The 23299-nt window shown below is 37.9% G+C and carries 24 protein-coding genes and 1 riboswitch; of the genes, 5 read left to right on the forward strand and 19 right to left on the reverse strand.

Going from position 1 to position 23299, the window contains the following annotated elements; all coding sequences use genetic code 11:
* Positions 1-100: 100 nt before the first annotated feature.
* From VBD025_RS12580 to smc, 6 genes are all read right to left on the reverse strand, one after another.
* Positions 101-328, reverse strand: a complete 228-nt coding sequence (locus VBD025_RS12580) for a KH domain-containing protein (protein ID WP_430785979.1) — start codon at positions 326-328, stop codon at positions 101-103.
* A gap of 14 nt (positions 329-342) precedes the next feature.
* Positions 343-615, reverse strand: coding sequence for a 30S ribosomal protein S16 (gene rpsP, locus VBD025_RS12585; protein ID WP_430785981.1), 273 nt, complete (start codon positions 613-615; stop codon positions 343-345).
* 181 nt (positions 616-796) lie between these two features.
* Positions 797-2140, reverse strand: coding sequence for a signal recognition particle protein (gene ffh, locus VBD025_RS12590; RefSeq protein WP_430785983.1), 1344 nt, complete (start codon positions 2138-2140; stop codon positions 797-799).
* Positions 2141-2153: 13 nt separating this feature from the next.
* Positions 2154-2483 (reverse strand): putative DNA-binding protein, encoded by a 330-nt coding sequence (locus VBD025_RS12595; protein ID WP_430791400.1) that lies wholly within the window; start codon positions 2481-2483, stop codon positions 2154-2156.
* 66 nt (positions 2484-2549) lie between these two features.
* Positions 2550-3551: a signal recognition particle-docking protein FtsY gene (gene ftsY / locus VBD025_RS12600; RefSeq protein WP_430785985.1), complete on the reverse strand. Its 1002-nt coding sequence runs from the start codon at positions 3549-3551 to the stop codon at positions 2550-2552.
* 14 nt (positions 3552-3565) lie between these two features.
* Positions 3566-7132 (reverse strand): chromosome segregation protein SMC, encoded by a 3567-nt coding sequence (gene smc / locus VBD025_RS12605; protein WP_430785987.1) that lies wholly within the window; start codon positions 7130-7132, stop codon positions 3566-3568.
* Between the two features lie 215 nt (positions 7133-7347).
* Here smc and VBD025_RS12610 point away from each other — a divergent pair, with 215 nt between their 5' ends.
* Positions 7348-7572: a DUF1128 domain-containing protein gene (locus VBD025_RS12610; protein WP_430785989.1), complete on the forward strand. Its 225-nt coding sequence runs from the start codon at positions 7348-7350 to the stop codon at positions 7570-7572.
* 55 nt (positions 7573-7627) lie between these two features.
* On the opposite strand, the gene rnc is transcribed toward VBD025_RS12610, so the two are convergent.
* The 10 genes from rnc to sdaAB form a co-directional block, all read right to left on the reverse strand.
* Positions 7628-8311 carry a ribonuclease III gene (gene rnc, locus VBD025_RS12615; RefSeq protein WP_430791402.1) on the reverse strand — a complete coding sequence of 228 codons (684 nt, stop codon included), beginning with the start codon at positions 8309-8311 and terminating at the stop codon, positions 7628-7630.
* 70 nt (positions 8312-8381) lie between these two features.
* On the reverse strand, positions 8382-8618 hold the full coding sequence (gene acpP / locus VBD025_RS12620) for an acyl carrier protein (RefSeq protein WP_089062779.1): 237 nt from the start codon (positions 8616-8618) through the stop codon (positions 8382-8384).
* 91 nt (positions 8619-8709) lie between these two features.
* Positions 8710-8850, reverse strand: a complete 141-nt coding sequence (locus VBD025_RS12625) for a hypothetical protein (RefSeq protein ID WP_430785991.1) — start codon at positions 8848-8850, stop codon at positions 8710-8712.
* Positions 8851-8938: 88 nt separating this feature from the next.
* Positions 8939-9679: a 3-oxoacyl-[acyl-carrier-protein] reductase gene (gene fabG, locus VBD025_RS12630; protein ID WP_430785993.1), complete on the reverse strand. Its 741-nt coding sequence runs from the start codon at positions 9677-9679 to the stop codon at positions 8939-8941.
* Positions 9679-10620, reverse strand: a complete 942-nt coding sequence (gene fabD / locus VBD025_RS12635) for an ACP S-malonyltransferase (RefSeq protein WP_430785995.1) — start codon at positions 10618-10620, stop codon at positions 9679-9681. The genes fabG and fabD overlap by 1 nt, the downstream gene beginning before the upstream one ends.
* On the reverse strand, positions 10617-11624 hold the full coding sequence (gene plsX / locus VBD025_RS12640) for a phosphate acyltransferase PlsX (protein WP_430785997.1): 1008 nt from the start codon (positions 11622-11624) through the stop codon (positions 10617-10619). Before plsX ends, fabD begins: the two co-directional genes overlap by 4 nt.
* Positions 11608-12201, reverse strand: a complete 594-nt coding sequence (gene fapR / locus VBD025_RS12645; RefSeq protein ID WP_430785999.1) for a transcription factor FapR — start codon at positions 12199-12201, stop codon at positions 11608-11610. The genes plsX and fapR overlap by 17 nt, the downstream gene beginning before the upstream one ends.
* A gap of 84 nt (positions 12202-12285) precedes the next feature.
* On the reverse strand, positions 12286-14319 hold the full coding sequence (gene recG, locus VBD025_RS12650; protein WP_430791404.1) for an ATP-dependent DNA helicase RecG: 2034 nt from the start codon (positions 14317-14319) through the stop codon (positions 12286-12288).
* A 5-nt stretch (positions 14320-14324) separates the two neighbouring features.
* Positions 14325-15215, reverse strand: a complete 891-nt coding sequence (sdaAA, locus tag VBD025_RS12655) for an L-serine ammonia-lyase, iron-sulfur-dependent, subunit alpha (RefSeq protein WP_430786001.1) — start codon at positions 15213-15215, stop codon at positions 14325-14327.
* 25 nt (positions 15216-15240) lie between these two features.
* Positions 15241-15903: an L-serine ammonia-lyase, iron-sulfur-dependent subunit beta gene (gene sdaAB / locus VBD025_RS12660; protein WP_430786003.1), complete on the reverse strand. Its 663-nt coding sequence runs from the start codon at positions 15901-15903 to the stop codon at positions 15241-15243.
* Between the two features lie 158 nt (positions 15904-16061).
* Here sdaAB and VBD025_RS12665 point away from each other — a divergent pair, with 158 nt between their 5' ends.
* On the forward strand, positions 16062-16952 hold the full coding sequence (locus VBD025_RS12665) for a protein-glutamine gamma-glutamyltransferase (RefSeq protein ID WP_430786005.1): 891 nt from the start codon (positions 16062-16064) through the stop codon (positions 16950-16952).
* Between the two features lie 5 nt (positions 16953-16957).
* Here the strand turns inward: VBD025_RS12665 and VBD025_RS12670 are convergent, their stop codons facing one another.
* Positions 16958-17110: a hypothetical protein gene (locus tag VBD025_RS12670; protein ID WP_430786007.1), complete on the reverse strand. Its 153-nt coding sequence runs from the start codon at positions 17108-17110 to the stop codon at positions 16958-16960.
* Positions 17111-17533: 423 nt separating this feature from the next.
* On the opposite strand from VBD025_RS12670, the gene VBD025_RS12675 reads away from it, so the two are divergent.
* The 3 genes from VBD025_RS12675 (at position 17534) to VBD025_RS12685 (ending at position 20627) form a co-directional block, all read left to right on the forward strand.
* Positions 17534-17974, forward strand: a complete 441-nt coding sequence (locus VBD025_RS12675; RefSeq protein ID WP_430786009.1) for a GNAT family N-acetyltransferase — start codon at positions 17534-17536, stop codon at positions 17972-17974.
* 267 nt (positions 17975-18241) lie between these two features.
* Positions 18242-19528, forward strand: a complete 1287-nt coding sequence (locus VBD025_RS12680) for an NCS2 family permease (RefSeq protein WP_430786011.1) — start codon at positions 18242-18244, stop codon at positions 19526-19528.
* 301 nt (positions 19529-19829) lie between these two features.
* Entirely contained in the window at positions 19830-20627 is a 798-nt protein-coding gene (locus VBD025_RS12685) for a LysM peptidoglycan-binding domain-containing protein (protein ID WP_430786013.1), read from the forward strand.
* Positions 20628-20753: 126 nt separating this feature from the next.
* Here the strand turns inward: VBD025_RS12685 and VBD025_RS12690 are convergent, their stop codons facing one another.
* Positions 20754-21224: an acyl-CoA thioesterase gene (locus VBD025_RS12690; RefSeq protein WP_430786015.1), complete on the reverse strand. Its 471-nt coding sequence runs from the start codon at positions 21222-21224 to the stop codon at positions 20754-20756.
* A gap of 124 nt (positions 21225-21348) precedes the next feature.
* A riboswitch (cobalamin riboswitch) is annotated at positions 21349-21529 on the reverse strand.
* Between the two features lie 83 nt (positions 21530-21612).
* The gene (locus VBD025_RS12695) at positions 21613-23271 is read right to left on the reverse strand and encodes a DAK2 domain-containing protein (RefSeq protein ID WP_430786017.1); all 1659 of its coding nucleotides are present in this window, start codon (positions 23269-23271) and stop codon (positions 21613-21615) included.
* Positions 23272-23299 lie beyond the last annotated feature (28 nt).

The following is a 23299-nucleotide window of genomic DNA, read 5'->3' on the forward strand; positions in this document are numbered from 1 at the left end:
CACCCACTCCAATTTTTCATTAAACTGGCACTTTACTCCTTATACTTTCTATCTGCATAAAAAATAATGCGTAAAAAGGGAAAGGCTATGCCCTTTCCCTCTACATGATATCCAAATATATACGTTTGTTTGCATCCGATTTCGCTGCATATACCACCGTTCGGATAGCTTTTGCAACACGTCCATTTTTGCCAATAACTTTTCCAACATCGTCCTGATTCACAGTAAGATGATAAATAATTTTCGTTTCTTCTTCTGTCTCAGTTACGACGATGTCTTCAGGATGATCGACAAGTGGTGAAACAATGGATTCAATCAGGGCTTTCATGATATCACACTACTTTACTTTTGATTTTTAGAGTCGTGGAATTTTTTCATGATGCCTTGTTTTGAGAAAAGATTACGAACGGTATCACTTGGTTTAGCACCTTTTGACATCCAGTCGATTGCTTTGTCCTCATCTATCTTAACCTCGATTGGGTTAACAACTGGGTTATATGTTCCAATTTGTTCGATTGAGCGTCCGTCACGAGGAAAACGTGAATCTGCTACAACGACACGATAAAATGGATTTCTTTTAGATCCCATACGTTTTAAACGAATTTTTACAGCCATGTTCTTGCACCTCCAAATAAAAATGTTTTACACAATTTTAGATTCTATCAGATATTTGTTAGTCTGTAAAGTGTTTTTACATTACAATGGTGAAAAGTATACGACTCTAACACTTACCTGACTTATCCTAGTGCCCAATCTACTATATTTACAGTTATTTTAGGCACTTAAGATTTTTTTCTTACATAAATGGAAAGTTCATACCTTTGCCTTTTTTACCCTTTTGCATATTTGTCATTTGCTTCATCATTTTTTTCATTTCATCAAATTGTTTTAGCAAACGGTTGACTTGAGATACAGATGTTCCGGAACCTGCAGCAATCCGTTTCTTGCGGCTGGCGTTCATAATACTCGGCTCTTGACGTTCCTTCTTTGTCATAGACTGAATGATTGCCTCAACATGAGCAAGCTGTTTTTCATCCAGCTGCGCATTTTTTAAGCCTTTCATTTTCCCAGCACCTGGGATCATTGCCATAAGATCATCTAATGGCCCCATATTCTTTACCTGACCCATTTGTTCCAGAAAGTCATCAAAGGTAAACGACATGGTACGCATTTTTTCTTCTAATACTTTCGCTTGCTTTTCGTCTACATTTGTCTGAGCTTTTTCAATTAACGTTAAAACATCGCCCATACCAAGAATACGAGAAGCCATGCGTTCAGGATGAAATGCTTCCAGTTCATCGAGTTTCTCACCCATTCCGGCAAACTTAATCGGTTTATCCGTTACTGCTTTAATGGAAAGTGCAGCACCACCACGTGTATCACCATCAAGCTTCGTCAATACAACTCCAGTAATATCCAATTGATCGTTAAAACTTTCTGCTACATTTACAGCGTCCTGACCTGTCATCGAGTCAACAACCAGAAAAATTTCGTCCGGTTTCACGCTGGTTTTAATCTCCTGCAATTCATCCATTAACTCATTATCCACGTGTAAACGACCAGCAGTATCAATAATTACATAGTCATTATGGTCGGCTTTTGCCTGTTCAATTGCTTTTGTTGCAATATCAGCTGGCTTTGTTTCTGTTCCCATTGAAAAAACAGGCATCTCCAATTGACCGCCTAGTGTTTCAAGCTGTTTAATTGCCGCCGGACGATATATGTCGCAAGCAACCAGCAATGGTGAGCGATTATGTTTTTTCCTTAATAAATTTGCAAGTTTTCCAGTTGTTGTTGTTTTACCAGCACCCTGCAGTCCTACCATCATAATAACAGTCGGAGACTTGTCAGCTACAGCAATCTTACTCTGCTCACCGCCCATTAACATTGATAATTCATCTTTTACAACTTTAATAACCTGCTGTCCAGGTGTTAAGCTATCCATTACTTCTTGACCAGTTGCACGTTCTTTAATTCTTTTAATTAAATCCTTCACAACTTTAAAGTTTACGTCTGCTTCAAGAAGAGCAAGTCGGACTTCTCTTGTCATTTCTTTTACATCTTGTTCCGATACTTTACCTTTACCGGTAATTTTTTTTATCGTACCTTGTAAACGGTCGGCCAATCCTTCAAATGCCATAGAAGGTGTCCCCCTAATCTAATTCTTTTAATTTATCAAACATACTTTTTGTTTCATTTGTAATATTATTCGCATCCATGTCTTTTTCTATTTTGCTCAAAAGTTCCATTCTGGATTGAAATTTAACATACAATTGAAGCTTTTTTTCATAGGTTTCAAGCATTAGCTCTGTTCGTTTAATATTATCGTATACAGCTTGCCTTGAAACTTTAGAAAGCTCAGAGATTTCTCCAAGTGAATAATCTTCTAAATAATACATTTCCATATAATTTTGTTGTTTTGGTGTTAATAATGCCTGGTAAAAATCAAACAAGTAATTAATTCGTGTTGTTTTTTCTAGCATTTCAAACACCCCTTGTTAAGTGAAAAACCTTTACATTACTATGATAACGAAACATACTTCTCACTGTCAACTTAAGTCGCTATCATCCTCTAGCATATCAGCAAATAACCCAAATACAAAGGCATGAGCATTAAATTTTTGCAAGTCGGTCAATTTCTCCCCGAGACCTACATATTTAACGGGAATCTGTAATTCATTACGGATTGCTAGAACAATACCACCTTTTGCAGTTCCATCAAGCTTGGTTAATATAATCCCAGTTACATCCGTGGCTTCTGAGAACGTTTTCGCCTGGCTCATTGCATTTTGTCCAGTAGTTGCATCTAAAACTAGTAACACCTCATGTGGTGCATTTGGCACTTCTCGCTCAATTACACGTTTTACTTTTGAAAGCTCGTTCATTAGATTTACTTTATTTTGCAGGCGTCCAGCTGTATCACAGATTAGCACATCAGTTTGACGTGACTTGGCGGCTTTAATACCGTCAAAGATAACTGCTGCCGGGTCACTACCAGCACTTTGCTTAATAATATCTACCCCAGCGCGTTCTCCCCATACTTCTAACTGTTCAATTGCTCCAGCGCGAAACGTATCTCCAGCAGCAAGGACTACTTTTTTTCCTTCTGCTTTTAACTGATGTGCCAATTTCCCGATAGACGTTGTTTTACCAGCACCATTTACGCCTACAACTAACATGACTGTTAACTCATTTTGTTGTATATTTAATTCTTCGATACTCTCGTTATCGTCACCGTAGTAAATTTCTACTAGCTTTTCTGAAATAACTTCTTTTACATCTTTAGTATCTTTAATATTACGACGTTTAACTTCCATCTTCAACTCTTCAATCAAGTCCATAACTGTCATTACACCGACATCAGCTGTAATTAATACTTCTTCTAATTCTTCAAAGAAATCCTCATCGACTTTGCGGTACTTTGCAATTAAATCATTAAATTTATTCGAGAATGAATTTCTTGTTTTTGTCATTCCCTCTTTATATTTCGTCGAGATTTCTTCTTCATCATTTTGTACAAACTTATTTTTTAATTTATCCATAAAACCCATGGCATGTATCCTCCTTAAAATTTCACTAGCTCATTTGTATCCTCAAGTCTAACAGAAACCAATCTGGAAACACCTGACTCCTGCATCGTGACTCCATACAATACATCGGCTTCCTCCATGGTACCTTTTCGATGTGTAATTACAATAAATTGTGTGTCCCGACTATACATTTTGACGTACTTAGCAAACCGCGTCACGTTGGCATCATCTAAAGCTGCCTCGACCTCGTCTAATACACAAAATGGAACTGGTCTAACGCGTAAGATCGCAAACAATAAAGCGATCGCTGTTAATGCGCGCTCTCCCCCAGAAAGAAGACCTAAATGCTGAAGTTTTTTTCCGGGTGGCTGCGCAATGATATCCACACCAGTTTCCAGCATATTTTTTGGATCTGTCAGTTTTAATTCAGCATTACCTCCACCGAATAATTCTTTAAATACTATAGCAAATTCATCTTTAATTTTAGTAAATGTATCGTCAAACCGTTTTTGCATTTCTTCATCCATCTCACCTATTACGGAAAACATCGTTTCTTTTGCGTTTATCAGGTCATCACGTTGTTCAGTTAAGAACGTGTACCGTTCCATGATTCGATTATATTCATCGATTGCTCCGAGATTTACGTTACCTAGATCTTCGATGGTTCTCTTTATTTGCTGAACTTGTATTTTAGTATTTGATACATGATCAGTCTTCGGATAGAGCTCCTTTGCACGTTCATACGTAGTTGTATATTCTGTTTGCAAACGAGTTAATCGATTTTCCAGTTCTACATCTAACCGATTAATCTTCACATCTCGTTCCTGAACTTGCTTAACAATTGCTTGATAAGCTTTATTTTCTTCCTTTAGTTCTCTTTCTGTATCCTGTATTGACTGGGTTACGTTATTTCGTGTTTTTCGCTTATCTTGGATCTCATATGTGAATTTATCTTTTTGATCTTGATAACCTTTAATATTACTCGCAATCTGCTCTTCTGTGACTTCATTTTCTTTTAAATCAATTAATTCTTGTAACTTATTACGATACGAATCATATAGCTTCTTTTCTTTAGTTGTATTTTCTGCTAAAGAACTTGTCCTGCTCTGCTGGTTTTTCACGCGTTCCTCAAGCTCTGCCAACAGTATCTGATGCTGGTGTAAATTATCTTGAATTTGTTCTTTGTTTTCCCTTAGTTTGTTTTCCTGTTGGCCTAACTCATCTATGTTTTGTTGGATAAATGTAATTTCCTTTTCGATTTTCTTAAGCTCTTTGATTAAAAAGTCGTTACGGACCTTCAGTTCATTGTGTTCTTTCTCAAATTGTTCTTTATCCTGATCATATAAGGTTAAATTATTATTAACCTCATTCAATTTCATTTCCACCTGGGTGTATTCTGCTTTCATTCCCTGAAGATCATGTAAGTTCTCACGGACCATTTCCTGGTTCTGTTCTAATTTCTTTTCTTTTGCTTCAATTGATTCTTTTGCAGATGAAACTTTCTCTTCGAATTGAACCATTCTGGTTTTAAAATCATTTAGTTTTTCTGTGATCTCCAGTAAATCCTTTTCACGTGTGAAAAGCGATTGATTCGTCTTTTTAGCCGCACCGCCTGACATAGAGCCACCTGGATTTACTACATCACCTTCCAATGTCACTACTCGAAACTTACGCATTACTAATTTACCAATATCAGTCGCATCTTTTAACGAATTTGCAATAATTACATGTCCCATTAAATGCTCAATTGCTTTTAAATGCTCTGAAGAACACTTCACTAAATTAGCTGCTATCCCAATAAATCCTTCATGGCTATTAATTTTTTGTAATAGATTTTGCGAGATAAACCTTGGTTGAATGGATTCGAGTGGCAGGAATGTGGACCGACCTTGTTTGGATTCTTTTAACCATTTTATCGCTTCTCGTGCTGCCTGATCATGATCAACAACTATATGTTGGGCTTGCCCAGCTAATGTAGTTTCAATAGCGTTTACATATTTCTTAGGAACATCAATCAGCTCAATCACTGCTCCATGAATATTCTTTATTTTTTTCTCATCACGAGCCTTTAGAATAGCTTTTACACCTTGGAAAAATCCTTGGAAGTCCTCTTTCATTTCTTCAAGCATTTCTTTTCTCGACTTCATTTTTTCTATGTATTGAAATCCTTGATTTAGTTTTGACTGTAATTCCTGATAATCATTTTTTTCTTTGGTGAGTGATTCCTTTATCCTAGTAACTTCCTGTTCATTCGATAAATAGTGATCTTCTATTTTGCTCAGTTTTTCTACTTTATCTGTCTTCATTTGTTTAAGCTCTTGACGTGTCTGCACTGTATCTCTATTCTTAGCTTCCTGGCGGTCCTTTTTAGCTGATAATTGAGTAATTTGCTGTTCAATTGATTGTAATTCATTTCGGTTTGCTGCCCGACTATTTAAAAACTCAATATACTCCGCTTTGAGTTCTTCAATTTGTACTGTAATTGATTCTTTATCTACCGTTAATTGTTTTTCGTAATGCAACACTTTTTCTTTAATTTTATTTCGTTCACTTGATAAGGTGTTAAGTTTATCATTTTCCATTTCAAGTTCTTGTTTCAACTGTGCAATTTTATTTTCGGAAGTGTTCTTATCTGCTTCTAAATTTACTTTATTCTCTTCAAAATGTTTCATCCGCTCATGCAATAGATGTTTTTTACCTTCGAACTGTTCGAGCTTTTGTGTAACATTCAACAGTAGTACTTGTTGTTTTTCTATCGCATTGTCTAACCTGCTTATTTTGCTTCGTTGCTCTTCCAGATCAGCTTCTTTTTTTAAAATTGCAGTCTTTCGCATCATTTCGTTCTTTTTTTCAATCTCTATCTCTTCTTTAAGCTGGAGCCAATCTTCATGCAAGGTCTCTATTTCGGTTATCATTAGCGAAATTTCCTTGTGTTTTAACTCTTCCATTGCTGTATTATATTTTTTGGCAGTTTCTGATTGTTCTTTCAATGGTCCTAACTGCTGTTCTATTTCGTGGACAATATCTTCCACTCGGTTTAAGTTTTCTTGCGTTTCAGCTAATTTATATTCAGCTTTCTTTTTCCTTTGTTTATATTTCAATACTCCAGCAGCTTCTTCAAAAATAGTTCGACGTTCTTCTGCTTTCGAACTCAAAATTTCTTCTACTTTTCCCTGACTGATAATGGAGAAAGCTTCTCTTCCAAGACCTGAATCCATAAATAGGTCGATAATATCTTTTAGTCTGCATGACTGTTTATTTATATAAAATTCACTGTCTCCTGAACGGTACACACGTCTGGTAATGCTTACCTCATCATAATCGAGTGGCACTGTATGATCACTATTATCAAGCACTAAGGAAACTTCTGCTACATTTAACGCTCTTCTCGTATCACTGCCTTGGAATATAATATCTTCCATTTTGGATCCCCGTAGTGATTTGGCCGATTGTTCTCCCAATACCCAGCGTATCGCGTCAGTTATATTACTTTTTCCGCTGCCGTTTGGTCCTACTACAGCAGTGACACCCGGTACAAACTCAACCTGAATACGTTCAGCAAAAGATTTAAATCCAAGGCTTTCTAATCGTTTTAAGTACATAAACACATTCTCCTATTTCGTACGAGATAATCATAACCGCATAGGTCATAAACAAACAGTTCACTTACCGCTTACATGAATTTTTTTATACATATATTTGGCTTTTTACCGCATTTATTTTATCATAAACTAAGTAACAAAAGAAGAGAGGATAGATTTATCGTGTACATATGGTACCGTCTTCTTTTAAAAAACTCAAATTGCGGGGTGTAAATATGAATCTGGAACAACCTACTGAGGAAAATTTAAAACTATTATTAGATGAATTAGGCGATCGTTTAAAAGTGGCAAATCGCAGTTTATTGGATCATGAGGATTACGATCTAGAAAAGTATGATGACATAAAATTCATGTATGATATGGTAGTTCAAAAGGGTCATCTAAGTGCTTCAGAAACGCAAGCATTTATAGATGAGTTAAGAACTGTCAGAAAAGCATAGGCAACAAATAAAAAGGCTGTATTTCACGCGCAGGAAATTACAGCCTTTTTAAAATTTACCCATTAAAGTTATCTAATGCATGCTTAGCAGCGCGCTGCTCAGCTTCTTTTTTTGTGCGGCCCACGCCGGAACCAGCTTTTTGATTTTTCACATAGACTTCAGTCACAAATTCTTTACTATGTGAAGGACCTTTTTCATCCACTATTTTATACTCAATACTTTGATTTTTATATTGCTGGATTAACTCCTGCAACTGACTTTTATAATCCATCGCATGCGAAAAAGCACCGGTACTGATCTTCGGAAAAACAAATTCGTTCAGAAATCTCATCGCCTGCTCATACCCTTTATCAAGATAAAGGGCTCCAAGAAACGATTCAAAAACATCTGCGAGTAATGCCGGGCGATTCCGTCCACCTGTCTGCTCTTCACCTTTACCCAGTAAAATGTGTTCTCCAAATTCCAGATCACGAGAGAAGTTTACTAAAGATGGTTCACATACAATTGCTGCTCGCAGTTTGGTCATTTCCCCTTCAGGCATTGTTTCGTTATTGAGGTATAAATATTGCGAAACACCAAGTTCTAGTACCGCGTCGCCTAAAAATTCTAAACGCTCGTTATCCGAAGATGCCTTTTCCTGATGCTCATTCACATACGATGAATGGGTAAAAGCCTGTTCCAGCAATTTATGATCATTAAATGTAATGTTAAGACTCTCTTCAAGCTTTTTAATGTTCACGTTTATCACCTATCTTCTGTTAAATATAGGGAAAGCCTCGCCCAAAGCGAGACTTTCTTATACTTTATTATTAGGACTTAATACTGTTTATGTAGTTAACAGCATCACCAACTGTATTAATTTTTTCAGCTTCTTCATCAGCAATTTCCATATCAAATTCATCTTCAAGTTCCATTACTAATTCAACTACGTCTAGTGAATCTGCGTCTAGATCATCTTTAAAAGATGCCTCCATCGTTACTTTAGATTCTTCAACTTCTAAACGTTCAACAATAAGTTCTTTTACACGGTCAAACACGTCTGCCACTGTACTTCACCTCCCTTCAAAGTTACGGGTCCCTGCGACTAGCTTTGTGCCACTGAACAGTCGCTTTTCTTTCTCTGTCTAGCTGCGGCTCCTAGAAGCTGCCGTCATAAGCAATTGACACGTAAACGCCAATACCAGGCGTTTTCGGTCTCTTGCTTATGCGTCCGCTTCTGAACAGTCGCCTTCGCTTTTCTTTCTCTGTCCAGCTGCGGCTTCTAGAAGCTGCCGTCATAAGCAATTGACACGTAAACGCCAATACCAGGCGTTTTCGGTCTCTTGCTTATGCGTCCGCTTCTGAACAGTCGCCTTCGCTTTTCTTATTACATTACCATGCCGCCGTCGATGTGGAGGGTTTGTCCGGTTATATAATTGGAGTCTTCGGTTGCTAGAAAACGTACTACCCGTGCGACATCTTCAGCCTGTCCAAGTTTTCCTAATGGAATCATGGCAAGCATACCTTCACGTTGTTCAGCCGTCAACTCATCAGTCATATCGGTCGAGATAAATCCTGGTGCTACTGCATTTACCAAAATATTGCGTGATGCAAGTTCTTTTGCAGTTGATTTAGTTAATCCAATTACTCCTGCTTTTGCTGCAACATAATTAGCTTGACCAGGATTTCCACTAACTCCAACTATTGATGATACATTAATTATTCGTCCGCTTTTCTGTTTCATCATTTGACGCGTAACTGCTTTCGTGCAAATAAACACGCCTTTTAGATTTGTGTTAATAACTTGATCAAATTCTTCTTCTTTCATACGCATCAATAAGTTGTCTCGTGTTATTCCAGCATTATTCACTAAAATATCTATGCTTCCGAACTGACCGATTACTTCTTTAATCATGCCTTTTACATCAGTTTCGTTTGCTACGTCTGCTTGGATTTTAAAAGCCTTAACACCAATATTCTCAATTTCCTCTACTACTGCTTGAGCTTTTGCTTCGCTGCCAGCATAATTCACTGCAACATTTGCGCCTTGCTTTGCTAGTTCAATTGCAATGGCTTTACCAATACCTCTTGAAGCTCCGGTAACAAGTGCACTTTTTCCTTTTAACATTATACATCCTCCTTATACCATGAAATAAACTTTTCCATGGAATCTGGATCCTGAATAGCAAAAGTTGGTATTTTTCTATCAATCTTTTTAACTAACCCACTTAATACTTTTCCATTACCAACTTCAACAAACGCATCAATTCCATTTTCAATCATTTTTCGAATGGACTCTTCAAAACGAACAGGCGAATATAATTGTTTAATTAACAACTCTTTAATTTCACTGTGTTCAGTGACAGGTTGCCCTGTAACATTAGCATACACAGGAATTGTTGCATCGGTAATGGAAACTGCTTCTAATTTCTCAGCGAATTTCTCATTTGCAGCTTTCATTAACCTTGAATGAAATGGTCCACTCACATTTAACGGTAAAACCCGCTTCGCTCCACTGTCTTTAAGTACGGAAGTGGCTAAATCAATACCTTCTTTTGAACCTGAAATTACAATTTGCCCAGGGCAGTTAATATTTGCTAAATCAACGATTTCATCGGTATCCAGCGATTTCAATGATTTATCCACTTCATTTTCAGATAAGCCAAGAACTGCAGCCATCGCGCCTTTCCCAGCAGGAAATGCCTCTTCCATCAGTTTTCCGCGAACTGCAACTAATTGCAGGGCATCTTCCAAGGAAATGGCACCTGCAGCAACTAATGCACTGTATTCACCAAGACTGTGACCCACTGCCATTACTGGTAATACCTCATTTTTTAACAACATGGTATGTACAGCAACGCTTGATAATAATAAAGCTGGCTGCGCATTTTGCGTGGCAGTTAACGTTTCCTTAGGTCCATTAAACATAATATCTGACAACGATAACTTTAATACTTCATCAGCTTCTTGGTACATTTCTTTTATTTCTGGGTAAGAGTCATAAAAAGCTTTTCCCATCCCGATGTCCTGCGAGCCTTGTCCCGGGAACATAAATGCTATACGTTTCATTCCTTTTCCCCCTTGTTGATCTCAATATCTGCTATTGTATCTGCTATAGTCTGTGTTACGTTAAATTCAACCATATGATTTGCTTGCTTAATGGCACTGAATATCGCTCTTCGATTGGATGAGCCATGTGCCTTAATCACGGGTGAGGCGAGTCCGAACAATCCAGCTCCGCCATACTCACTATAATCTAATTTTCCTTTTAATCCTTTTAAATCTTTTTTCATTATGCCTGCAGCAATTTTAGTTTTAACGGAGGACATAAACGTTTCTTTTAACATATCGAAAATAGTCTGAGCAGTACCTTCGATTGTTTTTAACGCGATATTACCACTGAATCCATCTGTTACTACGACATTCGCTGCGCCATTCAATAGATCACGAGCTTCGACATTTCCGATGAAATTAATAGGAGCGTCAGATAACAACTCAAATGCCTTCTTTGTTAAATCATTACCCTTTCCTTCTTCTGTACCAATATTCATTAAACCAACAGTTGGGTTTTTTATACCGCGTACCCGCTCTGTATAAATAGAACCCATTATTCCATATTGCAATAAATGCTGTGCTTTAGCGTCAACATTTGCCCCAACATCAAGCAAGACAAACCCTTTTCCATCTATTGTAGGAAGTGTTGGACTTAATGCCGGACGATCAATCCCTGAAATCCGCCCTACCCCGAATAACCCGGCGCTCATTAAAGCACCCGTGTTACCGGCAGAAATACATGCATCTGCGCGACCTTCTTTGACTTCTTTTGCCATCAGAACAAGCGATGCATTTTTCTTTTTTCTTACAGCACGAACAGGTTCATCATCGCTCGTAATAACCTCTTCTGTATGTATAATAGTAATTCTTGTCTGGTTGGATAAGAAAGGATTAATTTTCGTTTGATCGCCAATTAATATAATTTCCAGTTCCTTAAATGCTTCGATTGCTTCCATCGCTCCTAGAACAATTTCCTTCGGAGCGTGGTCACCGCCCATAGCATCAATGGCTAACTTCATTTTTTCGTTCCCCTTTTTGCTCGTTTGAGCGATACATATAAAATAACCCTTTAAATACTACTTCATGATCCACATAGCTTTGAACTCGAACCATTGTATAGCCTCTATCATTTTCACCTTCTACAAATGCTTTGGCTACAACACGCTCACCTTCTTTTACTTGGCGTGTAAAGGATAATTCCGTTTTGGCAGTTAAAGCCAGTTCATCGTTAATCATAGCAACCGCAAGTGAATTTGCTTGTGCAAATAAATGATGTCCCCTTGCAATTTTGTTGCGGGAGAAAACATGTTCTGCACGAATAATTAAAATGGATATGGCGCGGCTATCAAGTTCTAGGTCAATTACCTCACCGATAACCTCTTCTAGCGGTAATGCTTTAACTGTTTCATTCCATGAACTGGTTGCGACAGACTTTATTCGCTCGCGAAGCTCCGGAATAGCATGCTCCATTCGGTCAAGTCTGATCGTCTGTATACTGACATCAAATTTCCGTGCCAACTCTTCATCCGTGATGAAGGGAGTTGCCTCTATCGTTAATATTAATGAGCGTTGACGCTCTATCTTATTCCTTTTCATCTATGTCACCATCCACTGGCTACTTAATATTATGACTTGGTACTAATAGTAATATATAATAGGATTATTATTTATGCAAATTCTTTAATCTAGCTTTTTCTTCAAGTATGAATCATTCTCCAAGTACTTTCGCAACTCTAGATAACGATCATCCTCTTCTAATTTGTTTGACTCTATAATATCCTGAGCATCAGCACGGGCCGTTTCAAGCGCCTTATAATCATGTATCATGTCCGCAACCTTAAATTCCGGAAGTCCACTTTGTTTCTTCCCAAAAAAATCTCCAGGTCCACGAAGCTTAAGGTCTTGTTCGGATAATTCAAATCCATTATTTGTTTCAGTCATAATTTTCATCCGTTCCTTACCCACTTCCCCTTTTGGGTCAGCTATCAGAATACAATAACTTTGCTTATCGCTTCGACCAACACGTCCTCTAAGCTGATGTAATTGTGACAAGCCGAACCGTTCCGCATCATAGATAACCATTACTGTAGCGTTTGGCACATTTACACCTACTTCAACTACTGTAGTTGATACCATAACCTGGATTTCATTAGCCGCAAATTTATTCATTACTTCTTCTTTCTCGGTTGTAGACAATCTCCCATGCATTAAACCAACTTGCACATTTGGAGGATAAAATTCCTGAAGCTGATGAAAAAGATCTACTGTATTCTGTATGTCCAATTTGTCAGATTCCTCTATCAAAGGACAAATAACATATGCTTGTTCACCTGTGGAAATCCGCTTTTCGATAAACGTTAGTACACGTTCAAAAGTATTTTCCTTTGTCCAAAATGTTTCTATTTCTTTGCGTCCAAGAGGCATCTGATCGATTAATGATACATCCATATCACCAAAAGCAGTGATGGCCAGTGTTCTTGGAATAGGGGTAGCAGTCATAAAGAGAACATCTGGATGCAACCCTTTGTTTCTTAGTACACGCCGCTGTTCCACTCCAAATCTATGTTGTTCATCTACAATAGCAAATCCTAAATCAGCAAACACAACATCTTCCTGAATTAAAGCGTGGGTACCAATTACAATATCGATTTTTTGTTCCTTTATCGCTTCCGTTAGTTCTCTTCTCTTCTTACCTTTAACGGAACCTGTCAACAAGGCAATAGATGCTCGATCACCGAACATTGCAGTTAACGATTGATAATGCTGTTCTGCTAATATTTCGGTAGGAACCATTAAAGCACCTTGTCTGTCAGCTGTTATGGTGGCATAAAGACAAATGGCAGCCACTGCTGTTTTCCCTGATCCTACATCGCCTTGCAGCAATCGATTCATCCGATATGGAGACTTCATATCAGCTAGGATTTGATTTAGTGACCGGTTTTGAGCATCCGTTAACGCAAAAGGAAAGGTCTTGATAAAATCCTGTAGCTTTTGTGGATGGTAATGTTGGGCATTACCAGAGGTTGATTCCCGTTTGATTTTTCTGAGTAACTGCATCTTTAACTGGAATAATAAAAATTCTTCATATGTAAACCGTCTTCTAGCATGCTTAAGCAATATTCTATTTTCAGGAAAGTGCATGGCTGTAATTGCTTGTTTGCGCGCTGGAATTTTGTAAGCTTTTAAATACATTTCTGGTATTAATTCGACAATTTCATTTTCAGACTCTTTAAGCGCTGTACGTATCGTCTTTTTTAATTTATAACTTGTAATATCGCCCTTAACTGAATAAATTGGCTGAATAGCTGCTTGTTCTTCAGCGGGACCTTTTTTATAATTGCTTACCGTAATCTGAAGACGATGTGCGTCCCATTTACCTGTAAGGGTTACAATATCTTCCGCTTGCAACTGCTTTTTGGCAAAGGCACGGTTAAACATAACAGCTTTTATCGCCACTCCCTCGGTTTCAACGGTGAAAGTTAGGCGGGATTTCTTTTTGCCAAAAAAAGAAAGGGAGGGATCATGGATTATCCTTCCCTCAATAGTTACTTTGTCTTCGTGAATTAACTCTTTAAGTGGCCTAATTTCGAACACATCATAACGGTATGGAAAATAATAGAGTAAATCTTCAATCGTATAAATATTAGCTAAAGCCAATGCCTCAGCAAATTTATCACCGACACCTTTAATGGTAGTTACAGATTCACCTAACAATTTGATCACACTTCCTTCGATGACATCGAGATCCCGAATATTTTTCTTTTTATTTCTTCACCCGTAGGAGTTCCTGCAAGCCCACCTTCACCAGTTTCTCTCAGTGCAGACGGCATTGACTTTCCAATCTTATACATAGCACCAATAACCTCGTCACAAGGGATTCTGCTTGTAACTCCAGCTAATGCCATATCAGCCGATACAATCGCAAGTGTCGATCCACCAGCATTTCGTTTCACGCACGGAACTTCAACTAACCCTGCAACCGGATCGCATACTAGCCCCAACATATTTTTTAATGTCATTGCAAATGCTTCTGAGGATTGTTGCGGAGTTCCCCCAGCCATTTCTACAATAGCAGCTGATGCCATTGCGCCTGCCGAGCCTACTTCGGCCTGACACCCTCCAGCTGCTCCCGAGATCATTGCATTGTTCGCGACGACAAATCCAAAGGCGCCTGAAGTAAATAAATAACGAATCATTTGTTCCCTCGTTGGGTTTAATTGTTCTTTTACAGCAAATAGTGTTCCAGGTACACAGCCAGCACTTCCAGCTGTTGGAGTCGCGCATATGGTACCCATTGCTGCATTTACTTCGTTTGTACCCATCGCTTTACTCACAGCGTCCATCATTAAATTTCCGGATAATGGCGTTTTTTCTTTCATATACGTTTGAATTAATACAGCATCCCCACCTGTTAAACCTGTAACAGATTGAACACCTTTAAAACTATCCTCTATCGCTTGTTCCATTACAACCAAATTTCTTTCCATATTTGCATAAACTTCTTCACGTGATACGTTTTTAACATCCATTTCCTGACGTATCATGACCTCTGAAATCAATATATTTTCTTTCTCTGCAATTTCTACTAATTCTGCAACCGTACGAAACATCTTGTAATCCTCCTTCTCGAGATGACTAACTGACAATCTTAGCTATTTGTATGATGTGGTCTGCATTTTCTAATTCCTTCAGAACAGCATCGTCCACATTTTGATCTACTTCGATGACCATTAATGCTTCTTTTCCCACATCTTTTCGATTTACTTCCATATGTCCAATATTAATTTCATATTTTGCTAGAATCTTAGTAACCGATGCAATTGCTCCAAAACGATCATTGTGCATGATCAAAATTGCTGGATGATTTCCGGATAATCTTAATTCAAAACCATTGAGTTCGGTTATTTCAACTTTACCTCCGCCAATAGAAATACCCACAAGTTCCATTTCCTCTTTATCGTTCCCAATAATCAACCTTGCCGTATTAGGATGTTCGGAAGCAACATTTTCCTCGATAAATTCAATTTCCATATTACGTTCTTTTGCAATAGACAGCGCTTTACTCATTCGGATATCGTCTGTCTCAAAACCTAGCAGTCCGCCAACTAAAGCAAAATCCGTTCCATGTCCTTTATATGTTTTAGCAAACGATTCATATAGATGAATTTTTGCCCATTTCGGTTCTTCTCCAAATAAATTACGTGCTGCTTTACCAATTCTCGCTGCACCAGCTGTATGTGAACTTGATGGACCTATCATAACAGGGCCAATAATATCGAATACTGAATTAAATTTCAAAACTGACACCACCTAAACATTAATATAAACACACTAATCTATCTTCAATTATAACAAAAATTAAAGGAATAATCATCTTTATTAGACGAGGGTGGGTTATTTGCACACGATTCAAAGCACCTGTATATACTGTAATAGGAAAACGAGGGGGTATTTTAGTGATTTTAATATCAGGCAGAAAGATAGATTGGGAAACGCTGATCAAGGAAATTCCCGCTTCGAGTGCAGGCAGAGATATACTAAAGCTACTCGACACTAGTGCAAATGTTTACCGATATCTTTCTTTTAACGAATTGAAGGAAAACATCGTTATACGGGAGCATGTGATGAATGCTGCACGGAAGTTGAATGCTAGCAAAGCAAGCTTTTCGATATTAAGAGAATCAAAGGCAAATAGTCAGTATTGGAGCATCACAGCTCAAGGTGGCATGCGATTAAAACAAGGTGCACTTCCCTCTGCTGCAGTTACGGATATTTTCGAGAATGGCGCTAGCTACTCCTTCGAATGTGCAACTGCCATGGTAATCGTATACTACTATGCAGCGCTTCAATATCTTGGAGTTACAGCGTTTGATCGTTATTTTAACAATTTATATTTGTATAGCTGGGAAACAGATAATGATTTAGATTTAAAAATAACCAAAGAAAAGGAGCCCATTCCAGGGGATATTGTATATTTTGTTAACCCGGATAATATTGAACCACAATGGCAAGGAGAAAATGCCGTATTCCTGGACAATAACCACTATTATGGTCACGGAATGGGGATCCTTACCAAAGAAAAAATGATGGAAGAGCTAGATAAATTGGGGATGTCAGATGCGCAAAATTCCTACATGATCCCTGATGTTGTACGACCATCATTTAATCACTGGATTTCACTGAAGAATGGCAATAGATCCAGTAATCATCATTCAAAACGTTTGCTGATTTACGAAAATATTTACCATCACAATATGACATCGATTTCCTTTCGTTATTATTTGTTACTAGTAGCCTTTATTTATACAAGTGATGGGAAGACAACCATCTATGGAGATTTAGATTAAAAAAGTCATTTACTTTTTTTGTCTTTCAATACCCAATCAGCGAATGCTTCAATGCCATTAATGATCACTTCTTTACGGATTGAATGAAACATATCAAAATTATGATCAGCACCATACAGTTCAGTGTAAATAACTGGATTAGGCGTGGTGTTTTTCAAATTGTCTACGAAACGACGAGCACTTTCTACACGTACTAACCCGTCCCAATCACCATGTGCAACAAAAAAAGGAGGTGCGTGTTTAGGTCATTTTGAAGATAGGTTAACTACGTTGACCAACTAAGAAAGAAAAGCACAAAAAATGGCAGCTCATTAATTACACTTAAGTATAAGCTAAACATTTTAAAATTCTTGGCCAATTTCTAGGTGCCATTACCGTATACAAGTACCAGTTGACAAGTAACGCTGGGGTACAAGGTATCCATATGGTTCAGACATCTCGCTCACCTTCTTTTTATTCATGATATACTGCTTCATGCTTTAGAAATTAGTGTCGATAATTATTTTATAAAAGCAGGATATAACGTATATTTCAGAGAATTAGTTTTACTAAATAGATATCCTAAAGAACGGAGGAAAAGTATGATTGACGCGAAAAAAATAAAACCTGAGCTGACGTACGATCTGAGACACCGCATTTTGCGGCCACACCGTCCTATTGAAGAATGTATGTATGACACAGACCATGAAGCGGGTACATTTCATATTGGAGCGTTTTCAAATGGACAACTGATAAGTGTTGCTTCATTTTGTAACGAAACAAACCCGAATTTATCTGCTCAAAAACAATATCGCTTACGAGCAATGGCAACACTGGAGGAATATCGCATGTTTGGAGCTGGGAGGTCGCTTGTTAACTATTCTGAAAAACTATTGAACGAATTAGCGGTCGACCTCTTATGGTGTAAGGCAAGAACCGCGGTACAAAAATACTATTCCAGGTTAGGATTTAGTGCCCAAGGTGAGGTCTTTGATTATCCTACCCTCGGTCCCCATATTATTATGTTTAAAAAAATAAATTAAACACTGAACAGTCAAATTCATCTGCCTCAGACAGTATGTTTACACTTTCTTTTCAAACCTCTACTGTTAAATGTTCTACACACAACAAGTATTCCTCCTCGCAATGCTGCATACTGTTCTACTATTCATGTTCCGCTTTTTTCTTCTACCATGCTAAACACTCCCTCATTTGACTTACTCTACCGTTCCCTCTATACTATTATCTTGTGGATTATACGTTGGTATAATCGGGTGGGAGAGGGATAGATAGAATATGAGGAGATTCATATGCCTTATAACAAACAAGCTCCAGGTAAAGCGCTGACAAAAGGAAATTGGCGCACGGAGATTATAGCTGGACTGATTGGTTACCTGACTACGGTATACATTGTGGCAGTAAACGGTTCAATCTTAAGCGAAGCTGGGATATCTGTTGAGAGTGGTATGATGGCAACGATTCTAGCAAGCTTTGTTGGAACCTTATTCATGGGTCTGTATGCAAAACTTCCATTGATATTAATTCCTGGAATGGGAATAAATGCGTTGTTTGCCTATTCCATTGTGGAAGGAACAGGGCTTACCTTTCAAGAAGGTTTAGCAGTAGTTATTGTATCTTCCGTATTATTTCTAATAACCGCTTTTAGTCGGTTGGGACTGATACTTAAAGAAGCGATACCGAATTCGTTGAAGCATGCGATAACTGTTGGACTAGGATTTTTCTTAATCTTAATTGGATTAGAAAAAAGCGGTTTGGTAGTTAATGGTGAACATACAATCATCGCAATTGGTGACTTTACTTCCCCTACTGTAATCGTTAGTCTAATAACCTTGTTTTTGGCGATATTTTTATTTGTCAAAAATGTTCCAGCAAACTTTTTGATCACCATGATTAGCGGAACTGTTTTGGCTTATTTATTCGGTATTTTGGATAAAGGAACCACTACCGTTAACGTGAATGCTGAGGAATTGATATTCATCCCAGCTTTTACTGCAATCGATGAATTGTCTTTTTGGTTAGCTGTTTTCCCATTGGCGATGATCCTTATTTTTGAAAATATGGGATTGCTACATGGACAGCTGGATATGTTAAAAAAAGAAAACCGTTACGAAAAAGCATATCGTGTAACAGCATTTTCATCGTTAACTTGTGCTTTTCTTGGAACCTCACCGACTGTTTCAGCTGCAGAAAATGCAGCAGTAATTGCGTCAAAAGGAAAAACAGGTAGAGCAGCAATCATAGCTAGTTTGCTATTTCTTGCGACTATATTTATTATTCCGTGGATATCGATTATCCCAAACACAGCAATTAGTCCGATTCTAATCATTGTAGGGGTTTTAATGGCGCAAAACATACGTCATATTTATTTAGACGATTTATCGGAAGCATTACCTGCGTTTTTAATAGCCGTTATGATTCCATTCACCTATAGTATCGCTGATGGAATGGCATTTGGCTTTATTGCTTATCCAATTGTTAAACTAGCACTTGGTAAGCAAAGAGAACTGTCATTTGTATTAGTGATCATATCTTCCCTATTTTTGTTTGATTTTTTAATGAAAGTTATAGGGTTTTAATAATCGAAATAGCCATAGCGTACAAGTCATTTATTAAACTTGTACGCTATGGCTATTTTTCTTCTGTTTAAGTGCGTTTTCACGCTAATAGTCGTGATCTCACTCCAATAATAACTATCATATTATCCCATTACATACAGCCTCCAGGGTATCCTATGCACGAGGTAAATCAAATAGAACCAAATCTTTATAATTTATTATACTTGTAATTCTTGTCACTCTCTTTTAAACAAGCTGTAACCACAAAAAGTTAAATACCGTGGTACGATTAGGTTGTTAATAAATAAAGGGGGACTACATAATGAAAAAGTTAGTAGCTTTGTTTGTAGGTTTATTAATTATAGGGGTTGCTGCAACGACTGCATCTGCAGCAGAAAATGAATACAAGGTGCAAAAGGGTGACACTCTTTGGAATATAGCAATCGATCATCATACAAACGTGGATGAACTGATGGAGATAAACGAATTAGATTCTTCTTTGATACTTCCAAACCAAGTATTGAAAGTTAAGGAAAGTAATATAGAGTATTATACAGTTAAAAAAGGAGATACACTAACCCACATAAGCAAGACATATGGGAATAGCGTAACAATCGCGAACCTGAAAGAGTGGAATGAACTACCTTCAGATTTAATCATCACCGGCCAACAGTTAGTCGTAAATGGAGAGAAACCAATACATAAGAAAGTTAAAAAAAGAACGGAACGAACGACTCATACAACTACTCAAGTCTCAAAAAATGAATCAGCCAAAGCGAAAGAACGTAATGTTAAAAGTAAAGATGAGAGTAAGGATAAAAAAATAGATGGTCGAACATTTTCTGTAGAAGCAACTGCTTACACAGCATATTGCACTGGATGTTCAGGGATTACCGCAACTGGTGTGAATTTGAAAGCGAATCCCAATGCGAAAGTTATTGCCGTTGATCCAAACGTGATTCCGCTTGGCACAAAAGTGTATGTCGAAGGATATGGGTATGCCGTGGCAGCAGATACAGGTGGTGCTATCAAGGGGAATAAAATTGATCTCCATGTTCCGACCAAAAATCAAGCGTACAGCTGGGGTAGGCGAACGGTAAAAATAACCATTGTTAATTAACTCAGTATCAATCAAAATTTCTTGTTACTAAAGCGAAATCGAAGTCATTGTGTGAAGAGCCGCCATTAGTTTTAAACTGATGGCGCTTTTCTTTTTGATCCAAATATACAGCGTCTCTAAGGTCCCTTAGCGCATAGCGGCTCGTCTTATTCTATTTTCTCTTCGCGCTGGTGCTGTAGCGTAAAGTTGTTTTTCTTCTTCCGTTTGTGGTGCAACCTTTGGTACTGGAACCGGCTTTCCTTTCTCATTTACTGCTACCATCGTAAGAAATGATTCTGTGGTTAGTGTTTTCTTATTAAGAATCAAATCGTGTGCAGTAACTTTCACATAAACCTCCATCGAGCTTGTTCCTGTATATGTTACAAAGGCTTCGAGCGTTAAAGAATCACCTACTTTAGCCGATGAAAGAAAATCAACTGAATCGATCGAAGCGGTAACAACAGCACTACTGGCATGTTTCATCGCAGTTAGTGCAGCTATTTCATCTATGTAAGCTAATACTTTACCACCAAAGATTGTATTCAAATGATTGGTATCCGGTGGCAATACTAAACGAGTTTGAATTGTCTTCGTTACAGGCACATCTATATTCTTCATAACCAAACCTCCTTCAAATAAAAAAAACACCTTCTACAATTAGAAGATGATAATGGTCGCACAAATAAAATTTCATACGTATGAAATTTATGTTACGCAAACATCCCCCTATCTCCCGTAGGACAAAATGTACTTCCTTATGGCAGGTTTCCTGGCTTAAGAGTCATCAAACCCATTTTCCCCTTCCCATTTCCTAAGAAACAGTGGTATTCAACGGATTCTCATCTATACAGTGGCGGGACCGCGTGGATTTAACCAACTTCCCTTTTCAACTTTTTACAGTCACCATAAAGCTACTTATTCAATTCAATTCATTATATCATGAAGTTCACTAATTTATCATGAAAAAAACAAAGAGCACCTCGCTCTTTGTTTTTTTCGGACCTAACTATTCCACTGAAAAAATATACGAATAAATCGGCTGGTTTCCATTATGAACTTCCACTTCTATATCTTCGTATGTCTTTTCTAAATACTTAACTAATTCATCTACTTCTTCATCGCTTACATCTTCCCCTTGAAGGATTGTAAGAATTTCATCGTCTTCGGTAATCATACCCTCTAAAAGCAGCTTCACAGTCTCTAATTTATCCTGATGCGTTGCTTTAATTTTGCCATCTTCAATGCCCATGAAATTACCATTTTCGATTGTAATACCATCAATCTGGGTATCCCGAACGGCATATGTAACTTGTCCAGTTTTAACTTCGCCAGATGCGTCTTGCATAGCTCTCTTATTTTGCTTAATATCAGCCTCTGGGTGAAAGGCAAGCATTGCGCTGATTCCTTGTGGTATTGTTTCCGTCGTAACTACTGCAGCGTTAACCTCTGCAAGTTTTGCTGCTTGTTCCGCGGCCATTACAATATTCTTATTGTTTGGCAAGATAAGAACATTTTCTGCGTTAGCATCAATGATGGCATCAGAAATGTCCTTTGTGCTTGGGTTCATTGTTTGACCACCTTCAATAACAACGGTCGCCCCTAGACTCTCAAGTAAAACTTTTAGTCCGTTGCCCATTGCAACCGTTACAATCGCATATGGAACTTTTTCCTTTGATACTTTTTTCTTTTGACCAACAAGCGCCGTATGTTGTTCACGCATATTCTCGATCTTCATATTAATTAAGCTGCCGTAACGCTGAGCACGATTCATCGCTTCTCCGGGGTATTCTGCATGAACGTGCACTTTCACAACATCTTCATCTGACACTACTAACAATGAATCACCTAGTTCACTAAGTTCGTTTCGAAAGTCTTCTTCACTAAATGAATTTTCTTTAAGCTTATCCTCATCGAATTTAACCATGAATTCCGTACAATACCCGAATTCTATTTCACTGGTGTCCATGTAATCCTGGGCAATTTTATGGTGCTCTGCACTTACCATTTCTTCCATTTCAACTTCCGATGTGACCTTTTCAGGCAGCGCCTCACCTTTAAGAGCTGCAAGGAATCCTTCATAAATCGTAACTAAACCCTGTCCACCAGAATCTACCACACCAACTTCTTTTAACACTGGTAAAAGATCTGGAGTTCGCTTTAAAGATGCTTTTGCTTCCCTTACAACTGTTTCCATTAAAGCGATTACATCTTTTTCATTTTTCGACGCTTCAACAGCTGCTTGTGCAGCATCTTTTACGACTGTTAAAATTGTTCCTTCAACCGGCTTCATTACTGCCTTATAAGCTGTTGTGACACCCATATCAAAAGCATGTGCAAGATCCTTGGTGGTTAACTCCTCTTTTTTATCCATTCCTTTAGCAAACCCTCGGAAAATTTGAGATAAAATTACACCTGAATTCCCTCGAGCACCCATTAATAAACCTTTTGAAAAAGCCTGGGCGACTTCTGAAATATTAGAGCTATCCAGTTTCTCAACCTCATCTGCCCCAGAAGTCATTGATAAGTTCATATTCGTACCTGTATCTCCATCTGGTACCGGAAACACATTTAGTGCATCGATTCTTTTGGCATTGTTTGTTAAATTATGCGCTGCTAAGCGAACCATTTCTGTAAATACTGTGCCATTTAACATTCGTACTGTCACTATACTTCCTCCTCTTTCACTACAAATA

The sequence above is a fragment of the Virgibacillus flavescens genome (assembly GCF_050574275.1).
GTDB lineage: Bacteria > Bacillota > Bacilli > Bacillales > Amphibacillaceae > Virgibacillus_F > Virgibacillus_F flavescens.

Coding starts and splice junctions, on each gene's coding strand:
- VBD025_RS12580 (WP_430785979.1), bottom strand. CDS start 328: ATGAAAGCCCTGATTGAATCCATTGTTTCACCACTTGTCGATCATCCT.
- rpsP (WP_430785981.1), bottom strand. CDS start 615: ATGGCTGTAAAAATTCGTTTAAAACGTATGGGATCTAAAAGAAATCCA.
- ffh (WP_430785983.1), bottom strand. CDS start 2,140: ATGGCATTTGAAGGATTGGCCGACCGTTTACAAGGTACGATAAAAAAA.
- VBD025_RS12595 (WP_430791400.1), bottom strand. CDS start 2,483: ATGCTAGAAAAAACAACACGAATTAATTACTTGTTTGATTTTTACCAG.
- ftsY (WP_430785985.1), bottom strand. CDS start 3,551: ATGGGTTTTATGGATAAATTAAAAAATAAGTTTGTACAAAATGATGAA.
- smc (WP_430785987.1), bottom strand. CDS start 7,132: ATGTACTTAAAACGATTAGAAAGCCTTGGATTTAAATCTTTTGCTGAA.
- VBD025_RS12610 (WP_430785989.1), top strand. CDS start 7,348: ATGAATCTGGAACAACCTACTGAGGAAAATTTAAAACTATTATTAGAT.
- VBD025_RS12625 (WP_430785991.1), bottom strand. CDS start 8,850: ATGACGGCAGCTTCTAGAAGCCGCAGCTGGACAGAGAAAGAAAAGCGA.
- fabG (WP_430785993.1), bottom strand. CDS start 9,679: ATGTTAAAAGGAAAAAGTGCACTTGTTACCGGAGCTTCAAGAGGTATT.
- fabD (WP_430785995.1), bottom strand. CDS start 10,620: ATGAAACGTATAGCATTTATGTTCCCGGGACAAGGCTCGCAGGACATC.
- plsX (WP_430785997.1), bottom strand. CDS start 11,624: ATGAAGTTAGCCATTGATGCTATGGGCGGTGACCACGCTCCGAAGGAA.
- fapR (WP_430785999.1), bottom strand. CDS start 12,201: ATGAAAAGGAATAAGATAGAGCGTCAACGCTCATTAATATTAACGATA.
- sdaAA (WP_430786001.1), bottom strand. CDS start 15,215: ATGTTTCGTACGGTTGCAGAATTAGTAGAAATTGCAGAGAAAGAAAAT.
- VBD025_RS12675 (WP_430786009.1), top strand. CDS start 17,534: ATGATTGACGCGAAAAAAATAAAACCTGAGCTGACGTACGATCTGAGA.
- VBD025_RS12680 (WP_430786011.1), top strand. CDS start 18,242: ATGCCTTATAACAAACAAGCTCCAGGTAAAGCGCTGACAAAAGGAAAT.
- VBD025_RS12685 (WP_430786013.1), top strand. CDS start 19,830: ATGAAAAAGTTAGTAGCTTTGTTTGTAGGTTTATTAATTATAGGGGTT.
- VBD025_RS12690 (WP_430786015.1), bottom strand. CDS start 21,224: ATGAAGAATATAGATGTGCCTGTAACGAAGACAATTCAAACTCGTTTA.